This window comes from Streptomyces sp. NPDC050738 (assembly GCF_040654175.1).
Lineage (GTDB): Bacteria > Actinomycetota > Actinomycetes > Streptomycetales > Streptomycetaceae > Streptomyces.
Genome location: NZ_JBFAHN010000007.1, coordinates 217943 through 232269 on the forward strand (window position 1 = coordinate 217943; position 14327 = coordinate 232269).

Below are 14327 nucleotides of genomic sequence, written 5' to 3' on the forward strand. Positions count from 1 at the left end.
TTGTTTTTGTTTGTCTTTTCTCGGTTCTTTTCTTGGGGGGGGGGGGGGGGGCCCCCCCCCCCCCCGCCACTGCTGCGTCGCTGTCGGGATTCCGCTGCTCTCTCCGGTAAGCCCCGGGTCAAGCAGCTGACCGAGGTCACCGTCCGGCCCCTGCTCTGCCCCCTCCACGGGCAGGAACAGAATGAGAGCTATGAATGAGGGATCGGACTGGCCGACGGACAAACTGACCGCGCTCCGCCTCGGCAGGAGGCTGGTTGCGGAACTCCCCGCATCGCGGCCGGATCGCCGCGCATTCGTGGACATCCGCCCCGGGCAGAGCGACCCTGACGTCCAGGCTCGGGACGAGGGATGGGTTCGCAGAGACGTTGACCGTAGCTTCCGGCTTGAGCATTGGGAGTACGACCGCGACCGCATTGAGGGCTTCGACTACGACATCGGCGCAGCCCTCATCAGGTCCGCTGAAGCCCCGGACGAGTCTGAGCTGACCACCGTGCTCAACGCATGGGGTGTCCGGCCCGGCCTGTTCGTCTATCCGTGGGGCAGTGATGATCCCAGGTAGGCGGAGATCAGTTCAGGGGAGCCGTCAGCTCACGCAGCAGCTTCTTCGGCCCCTGAGCCGTCCGGATCTCCCGGATCTTGAAGTCCATCGCATCCCCTGAGCTGGGGTGTTGCGACGACCACTAGAACCTAAGCAGGCGATGGGACACGGGCCTTCTTGCGCGGACCTACCGGACCTCGGCGGCCAGCCGGTCACGCAGATCCGACTTGAGGATCTTGCCCGTGGGTGTGAGCGGGAGCGCCTCGACGATCCGCAGGACACGGACCTTCTGGTACGGAGCGACGCGCTCCGCCAGGTGGGCCAGGATCTCCCCGGCCAGGGTGTCCCTCTCCTCGAAACCGGGGCGCAGGACGACGAAGCCGACCGGGATTTCGCCGGCGGTCTCGCTGTGCGCGCCCACCACGGCCGCCTGGGCGACGGCGGGATGGGAGCAGAGGATCTCCTCCAGGGGCTGCGGATAGACGTTGTAACCCTTGTAGATGATCATGTCCTTGGAACGCCCGACCAGGAAGAGATTGCCCCGCTCGTCGAGGCGCCCCATGTCACCGGTGGCGAGCCAGCCGTCCTTGAACTGCAGAGCCGTGAGCTCCGGTTCCCCGTGATAGCCGTCGGTGATCTGCGGACCGCGCGCCCACACTTCACCCGTCTCGCCCGCGGTCAGCACGGTGGAGGCGTCGTGGTCGCGGATCTGGACCTCGGTGTCGAACATGGGGATTCCGACACTGCCGACCGGGACCCGGACGTCCGACTCGATCGGGGAGCCGGTCAGCCCCATCGTCGCTTCACTGAGTCCGTACCCCTCCGCGACGGCGGCCCGGGGGAAGACCTCCGCGAGCCGGCGCAGGGCGGTGGTGTCGATCGGGGCCGCGCCGGAGACGACCATCCGTACCGAGGACAGGTCGTACGCGTCCAAGGAGGGGCTGCGCAGGACGGCGTAATACATGGCGGGCGAGCCGGACATGCACACCACACGGTGCTTCTCGATGTCCGCCAGGAACGCCTCGGGATCGAAGCGCCCTCCGCAGAACACCGTGGTGGTGCCGAGCAGAGTGTTGATGTTCTGGCTGACCAGCCCCAGTCCGTGGAAGAGCGGGGCCACGGCGAGCGAGGAACCTTCGCCGAGCGGCACCATGCGTCCGGAGGCGGCCCCGGCGCCCAGGGTGATGCGCAGAGCGCCGTCGGTGTCGAGGACGGGCAGTGCGCCCGTACGCCAGCACCCGGCCTGCACCACGTTGGCGCTGAGGTTCCGGTGCAGTACCCGTACGGCCTTGGAGCGGCCGGTGGTGCCGCCGGTGAGCTGAAGGTGCGCGACGAGTTCGGGGTCGACGCGGTAACCGGTCAGTGGCTCGGCCGCCAGCAGCTCGGCCAGCGCGATCGTGCCCTCGGGCAGCTCACCGGGAGCGGGGGAGCAGGCGGTCGGCGGTACACAGACCGTGAACCACACGGACCCGGCCCCTGCCGCGGCCACCGCGCCCGCTCCCGCGCCGCTGGTGACAACGGCCTTGGCACCCACGTCGTCAAGCTGGCGGCGCAGAGCCGGGGCGGGCTGGGCGGGGTTGATGGGGGCGACCGCGGCTCCCGCGCAGAGCGCACCGTAGTAAGCGACGATGTACCAGAGGGAGTTGGACATGTGCAGGGCCACGACGTCGCCCGGCCGTATACCGCGCTCACGCAGTCCGGCGGCTGTCCGGAGCGCCTTGTCGCGCAGTGCGGCGAAGGTCAGGGACTCGTCTCCGTCGAGCAGCGCGACCTTGTCGGGGTAGGCGCGGGCCGCGCCCGCGAGGATCGCGTCGGCACCCGCGTACGGGTACTGGAGTGTGCGCGGCATGTTCTTCGGCCAGGCGCCGGTCATGGGAACTCCCTTGTTCCTGGGGGGATTACGGACGTCGGAGGCGGAAGACCGCTTCCTGTACTACGTGGGCCACGAGGTGCCCGTCGCGGCTCCAGAACTCGCCCAGGGCCAGACCGCGCCCGTCGCTCGTGGACGGGCTGCGCTGGGCGAACAGCAGCCATTCATCGGCCCGGAAGGGCCGGTGGAACCACATCGCATGGTCGAGGGACGTCAGGAAGATGCGGGGCGGGCCGCCGCGGAGCGGCACGGGCGGTTCATGGCCGAGAGCCGCCGTGTGGGCCAGTGTGAGATCGGAGCAGTAGGCGAGAGCGCAGACGTTCAGGAGAGGGTCGTCGGGCAGCTGCTCGGTGGCCCTGAGCCACACCAGCTGCTGGTTGAGCCCCGGTGCGGATACGCGCGCAGGGGGCACGAAGCGCATGGACATCACCCGTCGCCACTCGGCGCGTTCATAGCTCTCGGGGTCGGCGTCGGCCCATTCCGTGTACGGGTCGGGCAGCGTCTCCGGGGAGGGCGCCTGCGGCATGGCAGGCTGGCGGTCCTCGCCCGCTTCGGGGTGTTTGAAGGAGGCGGAGAGGGTGAAGATGGCCTCGCCGCCCTGGACCGCGGTGACCCGGCGCGAGAGGTAACTGCGGCCGTCGCGCAGCCGTTCCACCTGGTAGACGATCGGCTCGCGCGGGTCTCCGGCGCGCAGGAAGTAACTGTGCAGAGAGTGCACGGGGTGGCCTCCTGCCACGGTGAGGCCCGCCGCGGTGAGTGCCTGAGCGGCGACCTGGCCGCCGAAGGCACGCAAGGGCAGTCCCGCGTGGCACCGGCCGCTGAATCGATCGCGGTCGAGCTGTTCGAGGCTGAGGAACCCGACCAGGTCACTGCGGAGCATCAGAGCAGTTCGAGGATGGTGGCGTTCGCCATGCCGCCGCCCTCGCACATGGACTGCAGGCCGTAGCGGACGTCGTTGGCCCGCATGTGATGGACCAAGGTCGTCATGATGCGCGCCCCCGAGCCGCCCAGCGGGTGGCCGAGCGCCATCGCGCCACCGTTTGGATTCATCCGCTCGTAGTCCGCCCCTGACTCCTTGAGCCAGGCCAGGGACACCGACGCGAACGCCTCGTTGATCTCGAAGGCGCCGATGTCGCCGATGGCGAGACCCGACCGCTTCAGGGCCTTGGCCGTGGCAGGAATGGGCCCCTTGAGCATCGTGATGGGGTCGGTGCCGGCCAGCACCGCCGTGTGGATGCGCGCGATCGGTGCCCAGCCCTGGGACCTGGCGAACTCGCTGGTCGTGATGAGCAGCGCTGCCGAGCCGTCGGAGATCTGCGAGGCGTTGCCCGCGGTGATGGTCCCGTCCTCCTTGAAGGCGGGCCTGAGGCCGCCCAGCGTCTGGAGGGTGCCGCCGCGGCGTACGCCTTCGTCGGTGTCGAAGACGCGCCGGCCGCCCTCGGTCCCGGTGCCGGTGACCGGAGCGATCTGGCCCGTGAAACGGCCCTCGTCGATGGCGCGGGCGGCGCGGGCGTGGGAGTCCAGGGCGTGCTGGTCCATGGCGGTGCGGGTGATGCCGTACTCGTCGGCGATCATCTGGGCGCCCACGCCCTGGTCGAACGCGAAGCCGTCGTACCGGGACACCGCGAGCGGTCCGTAGGGCCGGCCGAATGCGCCGTCGGCGAAGGTCGAGCCCATCGGGACACGGCTCATCGACTCCACGCCACCCGCGACGGCGACGTCGTACTGCCCGGAGACAACCCCGGCCGCGGCGAAGTGCACGGCCTGCTGCGAGGAGCCGCACTGGCGGTCGACGGTGACGCCGGGCACCGACTCGGGCCAGCCGGCGGCGAGTACGGAGTAGCGGCCGATGCACGCGGTCTGCTCGCCGATCTGGGAGACGCAGCCCCAGATGACGTCGTCGACCAGGGCCGGGTCGAGTCCGGTGCGGGTGGCCAGGGACTTCAGGACGTGGGCGGACAGATCCGCGGGGTGGATGCCGGACAGTGCGCCGTTGCGCCTGCCGACCGGGGTACGGACGGCGTCGACGATGACCGCGTCACGCATGGGGGCTCCTAGATGAGGGCGGTGCAAGAACCGGGGAGGGGCGGGAGAGGGAGCGGGAGGGAGGCGGACCTACAGGCCGAGGTCCTTCGCGATGATCGTTTTCATGACCTCGCTCGATCCCGCGTAGATCCGAGAGACGCGGGTGTCCGCGTAGAGGCGGGCGATGGGGTACTCGAGCATGTAGCCGTAACCGCCGTGCAGTTGGAGGCACTTGTCGATGACGCGCCCCGCGGTCTCGGTGCCGAAGAGCTTGAGCCGGGCCGCGTCGGGCGCCGACAGCTCGCCGGTCTCGAAGAGTTCGAGACCCCGGTCCACCGCGGCCTGTACGGCTTCGAGTTCGGTGGCGCACTCGGCGAGGACGAACTTGGTGTTCTGGAAGTCGGCGACCCGCCGGCCGAAGACCTCTCGCTCCTTGACGTACGCCGTGGCGAACTCGACCGCGGCGGCGGCCTGGGCCGAGGCGGCCGTGGCGCACCCCAGGCGCTCGTGGACCAGGTTGCGCGTCAGGTAGGAGAAGGCTTCGCCTTCCTCGCCCAGCCGGTTGGCCACCGGTACCTGTACGTCGGTGAAGGCGAGTTCGGCGGTGTCCTGGCAGCGCAGACCGATCTTCTCCAGCTTGCGGCCGACCGACCAGCCGTCGGATCCGGTGTCCACGCACAGGATCGTCAGCCCCGCCCGGCGGTTGTCCGGTGTGGCGGGGGAGGTGCGGGCGACGACCAGGACCAGGTCGGCGTGGGCGCCGCCGGTGATGAAGGTCTTGGCCCCGTTGAGGACGTAGTGGGTGCCGTCGGCGGAGAGCCTGGCGGTGGTACGGATCCCGGCCAGATCGGAGCCGGTGCCCGGCTCGGTCATCGCGATGGCGGTCATGATCTCGCCTGAGACGAAGCCGGGCAGCCACCGCTGCTTCTGCTCCTCGGTGCCGTACGCCACGAGGTAGGGCAGGCACAGTCCGGTGTGCACGGTGACACCACCCAGATTCACCCCCGCGCGATACAGCTCCTCGTGCAGCACGGCCTGGTACTTCAGCCCGCGCTCGCCGGCGCCGCCGTACTCCTCCGGCACCTCGATGCCGAAGACACCCAGTGCGCCGAGCTTTCGGTAGATCTCGCGCGGCACGCGGCCCTCGCGCTCCCACTGGGAGTAGTGGGGCGACATCTCCTTGGTGGCGAAGTCGCGGATGGTCCGCCGGAAGGCTTCGTGATCCTCGGTGAAGACAGTGCGGCGCACGGTGGTCGACCCTTCTGTTCTTGCAGTGACCTCAACGGTCCGTGGAGCGATAAGTTAATGAGCAATCACATTTGTGTCTAGGGGTGGGTGCGGCCAAAGACCTATGAGAACAGTTCGGATGGGTGTGCAAGTGAGTTCATGTTCTCTATGCTGACGCACCTGTTCTCTTGGCGCCCGCGCGGTCCGAGGTCCATCGATGGGAGGCCGGAACCGTGACACCTCGCACCCCCGCGACACCGGCGGAAGCCCCACGCCGGCAGCTCGGCGGGAAGCTCAGTGCCCCGGCGCGCGCCATGGCCGCGCGCTGCATTCCGGAGCTCAACTCCCTTGCCCGCGCCATGGTCTTCGCGTCCGTACGGAGCGACCCGGCACTCGGCGGGCTCACCACCCGCGTCCGTGACGTCGAGATGGCCGACACCGCACGGCAGGGGATGCGGGCCTTCCTCGGCGCGCTCACCGAGGGCGCGCACCCTGCCGCCTTCAACCGGCTGATCGTCGAACGCACCGCGCAGCGCGCCGAGGAGGGCCTTCCCCTGGACTCGATCGTTCACAGCTATCTCGGCGCCGGGCGGCTGTTGTGGCAGCATCTGCGTGCTCAGGCCGCCGAGGGCGAGGAGGCGGCACTCCTGGAGCTCGCCGACGCCCTGCTGGAGGCCTTGGGCGACTCGGTGCCGCGCGCGATCGCCGCGTACCAGCAGCAGATCGCGCTGTGCGACGCCGACCGGACCCGCCATCGCGACGCTCTCCGCGTCCTGCTCGAAGGGGAAGGCCCTCCGTCCCGGGGATGGGAGCGTCGGCTGGGGCGCGGTGACGGATGGCTGGTCCTCGCACTGCGGGCGGGAGAGCCGACGTCGCCGGACACCAGCACGGTGCTGCCCGGTTGCGGCGCCGGCGGCATCGAGCGCCTGGTGGAACGCACCCTGGAACGTTCGTCGGGGACCCCGGCGGTGGCGGTCCTGCGCGACGACGGCGTGGTGCAGGCCCTGGTACGTCCCCGGCCGGAAGCGGACGGTGCGTGCCTGCCGGCCGACGTGGTCGTGCGCTTGGCCGACGTGCTTGAGGAACCCGTCCGGCTGGCCGTCGCCCACGCGACGGACGACGCCTCCGTGGCCGGGAGCGGCAGGGTCGCCGGTGAGATCCTCCGCATCGTCTGCCGGCTGGGGCGGGCGCCCGGGGCTTATCACCTCTCGGATGTGCTGTTGGAGTACCAGTTGTCGCGGCCCAGCGAATCCAGCCGGGCTCTGGCAGCCGTACTGGATCCACTGGCGGAGCGGCCCGACCTGCTGGAGACGTTGCGGACCTATCTGGCGCAGGGGCAGAACCGCAGGGCCACCGCACGTGTTCTCCGGCTGCATCCGAACACGGTCGACAACCGACTGGCGAAGACCTGTGAACTGACCGGCGCGGACGTGACCGATCCCCGGGGCGTTGTTCTGATCACTTCGGCACTGATGGTGCGCACCCTCATGGACCCGACTGCTTGCCCGTAGCCCGCCCCGGCAGGCCGGACCCGACCGCCAGCGTCAGTTCGAGGACACGGTCAGGCGACCCGAGATCAGGAAACAGCTCCCGCAGCTGCGACATGCGGTACCGGACGGTCTGCGGATGGACGAACAACGCCGCCGCCACCTCATCCCGTCTGCCCTGGTGCAGCAGCCACGCCCGCAACGTCTCCTCGAGCCGCCGCGCGGTCGCGACAGGCACGGTCCGCAGCGGTGCGAGGGCTCGGGCACGCAGGTCAGCGAACGCGTCCGCGTCGGCGCTCAGCACCAGCTCGGGCAGGTGGTCCTCGGTGTCGCGGATGTCGGAGGAGAGGGAGCGCGCGCGTACGGCTCGTGCGTACGAGGCGGACGCCCGCGTCCACGGCCGGGCCGGACCGACCACGGCGGTGAGGTCGGGCAGCTGCCTCAGGAGATGTGCTCGGTCGGCATCGGGGACGAGCAGCACGCCCGAGGCGTCCGGCAGATCGTCGAGGACGAGGGTGCCCGGGTCGAGCGAGCGGTAGGCGGGCCTGGCCTGCGCGGCGGGCAGCAGGACCGCGGTCAGTGAAACCGGCGGCTGCCACCCGGCCCGCCCCGCGGCGGCAACGAGCACGTCCGGGCTCGCGCCGGCGAGGAGGTCGCGGGCCAGTTGTTCCAGGTGGCGCTCGTGGGCCCGGCCCCGGGCGGCCAGTTCGTCGGCGTGGCCCGCGGCACTCGCGGCGGAGAGCTCGTCGATGTAGGCAAAGGTCAGCTCGGCGAACTTGGCGACCTCGGCGGCGGGCAGACCTGCGGGCACGGCACCTGCGGCCAGGCCTCGCCAGGCCACGCGGGCGCCGACCCGGTAGGCGCTGAGCAGGGCGTCCATCGGACGGCCGTCGCGGACCTCGCCGCGGCCCAGCTCGTAGGCCGCGTCGCTGGCGTGGCCGCCCATGGCTTTCCCGCTCGCGAGGTCCAGGTAGAGGCCCAGGGCGGTGCGGACGGCTCGGCGGATGGTGGAGCCCATGCGGCCCGAAAGGGCGTTGGCGTAGGGAGGGACCTCGTCGATGATCGCCTGGACGACCTCGTCGGCGGTGGTCCTCAGCGCGGCCCGCAGCGCGGTGACCGTCGTTTCGTCCAGGACCAGTTCGCTGGCACTTCGGCTGGCATGACTCACGTTTTTGTTCCCTGCGAACAACTCGACCTATCAGATTCACGTCCTGCGGACAGGACTTTACCCCCTGAAGCGCATCAAGCTGGGGCCATGACGAGTGCAGCCCTCCGCAGCAGGGCGTGGAAAATGCTGGAGATGGTCACGACGCCGCTGCTGCCGTCGGACTACCTCGACCTGGTCAGCCCGCTGCGTGCGGGTGCCGACCTGCGGGGGCGCATCGAGGCCGTGCATCCCGAGACGGCTGACGCCGCGACCATCGTGATCAACCCGGGTCGGGGCTGGCGCGGGCACAGGGCCGGTCAGTACGTACGGATCGGAGTCGACGTCGACGGGGTGCGCCTGTGGCGTGCCTACTCGGTCACCTCGCCGACGGACCGCCGGGACGGCCGGATCACGATCACCGTGAAGGCGATCCCGGACGGCAAGGTCAGCAATCACCTGGTCCGCAGGGCGAAACCGGGCACGCTGGTCCAGCTCGACCAGGCGACCGGTGATTTCGTGCTGCCGGAGGCCAGGCCCGCCAAGGTGCTCTACCTGACGGCCGGCAGTGGCATCACGCCGGTGATGGGCATGCTGCGCGACACCGAGTTCGACGACGTCGTCATGGTCCACTCCGCGCCGCAGCCGCACGACGTGATCTTCCGCAACGACCTCCACGACCTGGTCGCGGACAACAAGCTGCGGCTCACCGAAGTGCACACCGCCACGGACGGCATGCTCGACGTCGCCCGTCTCGGCGAGCTCGTGCCCGACTGGGCCGAGCGCGAGACCTGGGCGTGCGGGCCTGCGGGCCTGCTCGACGCCGCCGAGGCGCGCTGGGCCGAGCACGGCATCCCGGAGCGCCTGCACACCGAGCGCTTCCGTGCCGGCGTGGTCGTCGCCGGCGACGGTGGCGAGGTCACGTTCGGCACCACCGGCAGGACCGTCGACGCGGACGGTGCCACGCCGTTGCTGGATGTCGGCGAGGAGGCCGGCGTGCTCATGCCGTCCGGGTGCCGCATGGGCATCTGCTTCGGCTGCGTCACGCCGCTCACGTCGGGCGCCGTCCGCGATCTGCGCACCGGCGAGATCACCGAGGCCGGGCCGGGCGTCCTCATCCAGACCTGTGTGTCCGCCGCGGCGGGCCCCTGCGACATCGAACGGTAGGAGCACCTTGACCGCCATCGACCCCACCGCCCATCTGACCGCGGAGCAGATCGAGGAGCTCGGCCGCGAGCTGGACGCGATCCGCGACGACGTGATCGCCAGTCGCGGCGAGAAGGACGCGGCCTACATCCGTAAGGTCATCTCGGCGCAGCGGAAGCTCGAACTGGCCAGCCGGGGCGTGCTGCTCTTCTCCTTCTTCCCGCCCGCGTGGCTGATCGGCACCGCCGGCCTTTCCGTGGCGAAGATCATGGAGAACATGGAGATCGGCCACAACGTCCTGCACGGCCAATGGGACTGGATGCGGGACCCGAAGATCCACTCCACCACCTGGGACTGGGACCACGTCTCGCCGGCCGACCAGTGGAAGCACTCGCACAACGAGCTGCACCACACGTACACCAACGTGATCGGCAAGGACAACGACCTCGGCTACGGCATCATGCGCGTCGACGAGGACCAGAAGTGGCACCCGTTCCACCTCGGCCAGCCGCTGTGGAACTTCCTCAACGCCTGCTTCTTCGAGTACGGCATCGCCGCCTACGACCTGGAACTCGGCAAGAACCTGAGCGAGCGCCGCCGCAAGACCCCGGAGTTCCGCGCGCGGGTCGGGGCCGTGGGCCGCAAGATCCGCAAGCAGGTCCTCAAGGACTACGTGATCCACCCGCTCCTTTCGGGCCCGTCGTTCCTCCCCACGCTCGCCGGGACGTTCACCGCGAACCTGGTCCGCAACCTCTGGACCCACTCGGTCATCATGTGCGGGCACTTCCCCGAGGGCGTGCAGGTCTTCGAGCGCCGGTCGATCAAGAACGAGACGCGCGGCCAGTGGTACCTGCGCCAGATGATGGGCTCGGCGAACATCAGCGGCAGCAAGGCCATGCACTTCATGACCGGCAACCTGTCGCACCAGATCGAGCACCACCTGTTCCCGGACCTGCCGAGCAACCGGTACGCCGAGGTCGCGGTGAAGGTGCGCGCCTTGTTCGAGAAGTACGAGCTGGAATACGTCACCGGGCCGCTGCCCAAGCAGGTGTACTCCGCGTGGCACAAGGTCTTCCGGCTTTCGCTGCCGAACAAGAAGCCCAAGGTCACGACGCCGGAACGTGAGAAGGAGCTCGTGGCGGCCTAACTCCCGGTACTGGTGAGGCAGATGTGGTGCGGTGGGTGGGTTCCCGCCCGTCGCGCCACGCCCTAAACTGCGGGCGCTCCGGAATCAGGCGATCATCGGGAGGGCGTGCAGGATGAACCGAGCACTCATCACCGCACTGACAGCCATGGCGTTGGTCGCGTCCGGGGGTGGCATGGCCACCGCTTCGGACGCCCCGGCGCGCACGACGCACGGCCCCTGCCAGTACACCCAGACTCCTGATGAGCCCGCGGCCCGGCCCGTCCCTCTGCCGCCGGACCCGCGTCACACCCCCAGCCGCGGCACGGTCGACCTGGCGGTTCCGACCAGCCAGGGCCCGCTCCCGCTGCGCTTGGACCGCGCGGCGGCGCCGTGCACGGTCCAGAGCTTCCTGCACCTGGCGAAGCACCGGTTCTACGACCGCACGGTGTGCCACCGGCTGACGGCGTATCCCACGCTGAAGGTCCTGCAGTGCGGCGACCCGACCGGCACCGGCGAAGGCGGGCCGGGATACAAGTACAAGGACGAGTTGCCGGTGGATCTGCCGCCCGCACCCACCGACCCGACCGGCGCCCGCCGCCTCTACGGGCGTGGCCTGCTGGCCATGGCCAACGCCGGGCCGAACACGAATGGTTCACAGTTCTTTGTCGTCTATGGCGACTCGGCTCTGCGACCGGACTACACGGTGTTCGGCACCGTCGGTGACACCGGTCTGGGGACGCTCGATAAGATTGCCGCCGGCGGCGTCAAGCCCACCGCGGAGGACCCGGCACCGGTCGACGGCACCCCCGCCCTGCGGACCGAGCTGCTCCGCGTCCGGACGTCCTGCAGGTCCTGACGACTCCGGCGCTGCCGGCGGACGGTGCCGCCGGCAGCTGGTGCCGGCGTACGGGCGTGATCCGTTGTCAGTGGCTCGTCGTACGGTCGGTGCATGAGCACGTCCGAAGAAGTCCGCGAGATCGCCCTCTCCCTGCCGGAGACGACCGAGAAGGTGGCCTGGTCCATGCCCACCTTCCGGGTCGCCGGGAAGATGTTTCTGACCGTGCCCGAGGATGAGACATCGATGGCTGTCCGGTGCCCCAAGGTCGAGCGCGACGAACTGGTCCTCGCCGAGCCGGAGAAGTTCTGGGTCGCGGACCACGAGGCGTCGTCAGCCTGGGTGCGCGTGCGGCTCGCCGCGCTCGACGACGCGGACGAGCTCCGCGCGATCATTGTCGACTCCTGGCACCAGGCGGCCCCGCCCCGGCTGTTGCCGGAGCCACCCCAACTCGCGGACACCCCCTAGGCCTGGGGTGCGGCCCGGATCGCGGAGATGTCGAATTGCAGCCGGACCCTCTCGCTCACCATGGTGCCGCCCGCTTCCAGGCGCTGGTTGTAGACCAGCCCCCAGTCGGTGCGGTCGATGGTCGTCGTGCCGTCGAAACCGGTCCTCTCGAACCCGAACGGGTCCACGACCGACCCCAGGTAGTCGAGTTGAAGCTGTACGGGCCGGGTGACGCCGCGAATGCTCAGGTCCCCCGCCATGCGGAAGGTCTCCCCGCCCTCGTAGACCGTGGAGGTGCTGCGGAACACCATCTCCGGGTGGCGGCGCGCGTCGAAGAAGTCGGGTCCGACCAGGTGGCCGTCCCGCTGTTCGACGCCGGTGTCGACGCTCGCGACCCTGATGACGATTTCGGCCCGCGAGTCGGCGGGCCGTGCGCCGTCGAAGTACAGCGTGCTGTCGTAGTCGGCGAAGGCACCTCGCACCGTCGTGACCATCGCGTGCCGGACGGAGAATCCGATGCGGCTGTGCGGGCGGTCGATGGTCCACTGCCCGGTCAGCGCGCGGAGCTTCGGGTCGAGTGCGGTATCGGCGCCTGCCGGGAACGGCGTACTGGGCCCGACGGCCGGGGTCGGCTCGAGGATCGCGGTCGGCCGACGGCTGAAGATGCCCATGGTGGTGTCGTCTCCTTCGGATGTGGTTACTCCGTGCTATCACGCTCCTCGAAGTCGATACGTTGCGAGTTGGGAGGCCTTACCCGGTTTCCGTTCCCCTGACGGCAAAGAAGCACAAGATCGACACGCATGTGGATGTACGAGGGGGTGGCCCGACATCACACACGGTCACGGCCGGCGGTGGTGATGGCGTGAGATCCCGAGGGATCGGCCGGGCCCCCCGGGACGGCTACAGCAAGCCGCCCAACGGCAGGCATCGCTCGGTGAGTTGTCCGCGGAGTCTGTCTCCGCTGACGTCGGCATCGACCAGCCAGTCCGCTGCGACCAGCAGTTCGGCGTGCTCGCCGACCTCGGTCGGGGGCAGGGTGCAGAACGCGGCGACCGCGTCCAGCGGCAGTCCGTCGTCCTCGGCAGTGCCCAGGCGCCCATCGGAGCGGCTGTGAGCGGCGGTGTAGAGAGCAAGGAGCCGGGTGGGGGCGCCCAGTTTCTTCTTCCTGATCTTCCGGTCGCCCACCACCTTCTGCGCCCAGCCGGAGATGCGAGCCCGGGTGGTCTTGCCGATGGACAATTCGGTGGGGCTCCCGGGGAGCAGCAGAGGGACCGTGACCACGGCAGGTTCCTCGGGCCGGGAGGCCAGCGCTTCCGGGACCGTGCCGGGGAGCTGCAGCCATCCGGACGCGACGAGGCGTTCGAGTACATCCTCGGTGTCGCCGAGCAGCCAGCCGGTGAGGTCCTGCCCGGTCACGTTCCCCGCCCCGGTGCGGGCGGCCCGCAAGGTGAACAGAAGCGTGGCCAGGCGCATTTCGGCATCAGGGAACGGGACATGTTCCTGGACGTGGGCGAGTACCTCGCGGGCGCGCACCGCCTGAACCCGGGTCAGCAGTCGTTCCACCGCCGGTGCGCCTCCGCCCGTACCGTCCAGGGACTCTCCGGTGCGCTGGAGGTGCATCTCCCTGGTCGTCAGGACCGCACTCTCGGCCCGCTCCGCCTCGTGACGCAGGGTGCGGTCCCCGGTGACATCGGCCCACAGCGCGAACGCGCGGGCCTTGCGCTCGTGGAGCGTGGCCAAATGCGCGAGGTCGGGTTCGGCGCACCTCTGATAGGCGCGGAACGCGTCGCCGAGCTCGATGAGTTCGTCCCGCAGTACTTCGGGCCGGAGGTCGTCGGGGACGGTCCGCTGCGCGATCGTTCCCTGCCGCCTGGTCCTGCGGGGAGCGGGCACCGAAGCCGCGTCGGGTCGGGCGGGGTGCTGGTCCGAGAAGAGCGTCACCGCACCGGGGGCGGCCTCCACCGTCCCGTGGCGGCTCTCGGAGCGGACAGCGGTGGAGCGGCGGGGAGGTGGCGCGGTGTCCAGGACGCGGCAGCCGGGGACGGCGGCCGCGCAGCTCGCGCACATCTCCGCGATCCGCCACAGCCTCCCGGCCCGGTCCGCGTACACCGCAAGGACGATCGGGCCGCCGCACCGCCCCGTCACCGGCCGGTTTCCTGGACGTGTGTCCGGGTCGGGGGTGTGCCACGCGCAGTCGGCGGCGCGGCAGCCGCACCATGCCCGGCCTCGCGGGCCGCCACCCGTACGGATGTGTGCCAGATGGGAGTTGACGTGTCCGACCGCGGCCTTGCGCCCCTCGGCCGTGTGCGGGAAGTGCTGGTCGGCACAGGCCGGGCGGGAGCAGGTGAGCCGTACCGTGCCGGCGGAGAGGCGGCCGTACGGGTCCAGGCGCACTGTCCACACCCGCCCTGCGACGCGCTCCTCTGGTGTATGCGCCTCTACCGCCATGCCCGTTCTCCCTGTGTTGCTCGTCCGTCACTCC

Annotated in this window: 13 protein-coding genes; 6 read left to right on the forward strand and 7 right to left on the reverse strand. The window is 70.1% G+C overall.

What is annotated here, in order from left to right; all coding sequences use genetic code 11:
- Positions 1–190: 190 nt before the first annotated feature.
- Entirely contained in the window at positions 191–559 is a 369-nt protein-coding gene (locus tag AB0H78_RS20130; protein ID WP_363235833.1) for a hypothetical protein, read from the forward strand.
- A 166-nt stretch (positions 560–725) separates the two neighbouring features.
- Here AB0H78_RS20130 and AB0H78_RS20135 read toward each other — a convergent pair whose 3' ends face one another.
- From AB0H78_RS20135 to AB0H78_RS20150, 4 genes are all read right to left on the reverse strand, one after another.
- The gene (locus tag AB0H78_RS20135; protein WP_363235834.1) at positions 726–2411 is read right to left on the reverse strand and encodes a class I adenylate-forming enzyme family protein; all 1686 of its coding nucleotides are present in this window, start codon (positions 2409–2411) and stop codon (positions 726–728) included.
- Between the two features lie 25 nt (positions 2412–2436).
- A complete protein-coding gene (locus tag AB0H78_RS20140; RefSeq protein ID WP_363235835.1) occupies positions 2437–3288 on the reverse strand; it encodes an acyl-CoA thioesterase II in 852 nt (283 codons plus the stop codon).
- Positions 3288–4454 (reverse strand): thiolase family protein, encoded by a 1167-nt coding sequence (locus AB0H78_RS20145; RefSeq protein WP_363235836.1) that lies wholly within the window; start codon positions 4452–4454, stop codon positions 3288–3290. Before AB0H78_RS20145 ends, AB0H78_RS20140 begins: the two co-directional genes overlap by 1 nt.
- Positions 4455–4523: 69 nt before the next feature.
- Entirely contained in the window at positions 4524–5681 is a 1158-nt protein-coding gene (locus AB0H78_RS20150) for an acyl-CoA dehydrogenase family protein (protein WP_363235838.1), read from the reverse strand.
- A gap of 212 nt (positions 5682–5893) precedes the next feature.
- Between AB0H78_RS20150 and AB0H78_RS20155 the strand changes: the two genes are divergently transcribed.
- On the forward strand, positions 5894–7171 hold the full coding sequence (locus AB0H78_RS20155; protein ID WP_363235839.1) for a helix-turn-helix domain-containing protein: 1278 nt from the start codon (positions 5894–5896) through the stop codon (positions 7169–7171).
- On the opposite strand, the gene AB0H78_RS20160 is transcribed toward AB0H78_RS20155, so the two are convergent.
- Complete coding sequence (locus tag AB0H78_RS20160) at positions 7146–8315, reverse strand: helix-turn-helix domain-containing protein (RefSeq protein ID WP_363235840.1); 1170 nt, start codon at positions 8313–8315, stop codon at positions 7146–7148. The genes AB0H78_RS20155 and AB0H78_RS20160 overlap by 26 nt on opposite strands.
- 87 nt (positions 8316–8402) lie before the next feature.
- On the opposite strand from AB0H78_RS20160, the gene AB0H78_RS20165 reads away from it, so the two are divergent.
- The 4 genes from AB0H78_RS20165 (at position 8403) to AB0H78_RS20180 (ending at position 11866) form a co-directional block, all read left to right on the forward strand.
- Positions 8403–9458 (forward strand): ferredoxin reductase, encoded by a 1056-nt coding sequence (locus AB0H78_RS20165; RefSeq protein ID WP_363235841.1) that lies wholly within the window; start codon positions 8403–8405, stop codon positions 9456–9458.
- A gap of 7 nt (positions 9459–9465) precedes the next feature.
- The gene (locus tag AB0H78_RS20170; RefSeq protein WP_363235842.1) at positions 9466–10584 is read left to right on the forward strand and encodes an acyl-CoA desaturase; all 1119 of its coding nucleotides are present in this window, start codon (positions 9466–9468) and stop codon (positions 10582–10584) included.
- Positions 10585–10696: 112 nt separating this feature from the next.
- Positions 10697–11419 (forward strand): peptidylprolyl isomerase, encoded by a 723-nt coding sequence (locus AB0H78_RS20175; RefSeq protein ID WP_363235843.1) that lies wholly within the window; start codon positions 10697–10699, stop codon positions 11417–11419.
- A gap of 93 nt (positions 11420–11512) precedes the next feature.
- Positions 11513–11866 carry an MmcQ/YjbR family DNA-binding protein gene (locus tag AB0H78_RS20180; RefSeq protein ID WP_363235844.1) on the forward strand — a complete coding sequence of 118 codons (354 nt, stop codon included), beginning with the start codon at positions 11513–11515 and terminating at the stop codon, positions 11864–11866.
- Here the strand turns inward: AB0H78_RS20180 and AB0H78_RS20185 are convergent.
- Positions 11863–12516, reverse strand: coding sequence for a YceI family protein (locus AB0H78_RS20185; RefSeq protein WP_363235845.1), 654 nt, complete (start codon positions 12514–12516; stop codon positions 11863–11865). The genes AB0H78_RS20180 and AB0H78_RS20185 overlap by 4 nt on opposite strands.
- Positions 12517–12745: 229 nt before the next feature.
- Positions 12746–14293, reverse strand: coding sequence for a hypothetical protein (locus AB0H78_RS20190; protein WP_363235846.1), 1548 nt, complete (start codon positions 14291–14293; stop codon positions 12746–12748).
- Between the last annotated feature and the right edge of the window lie 34 nt (positions 14294–14327).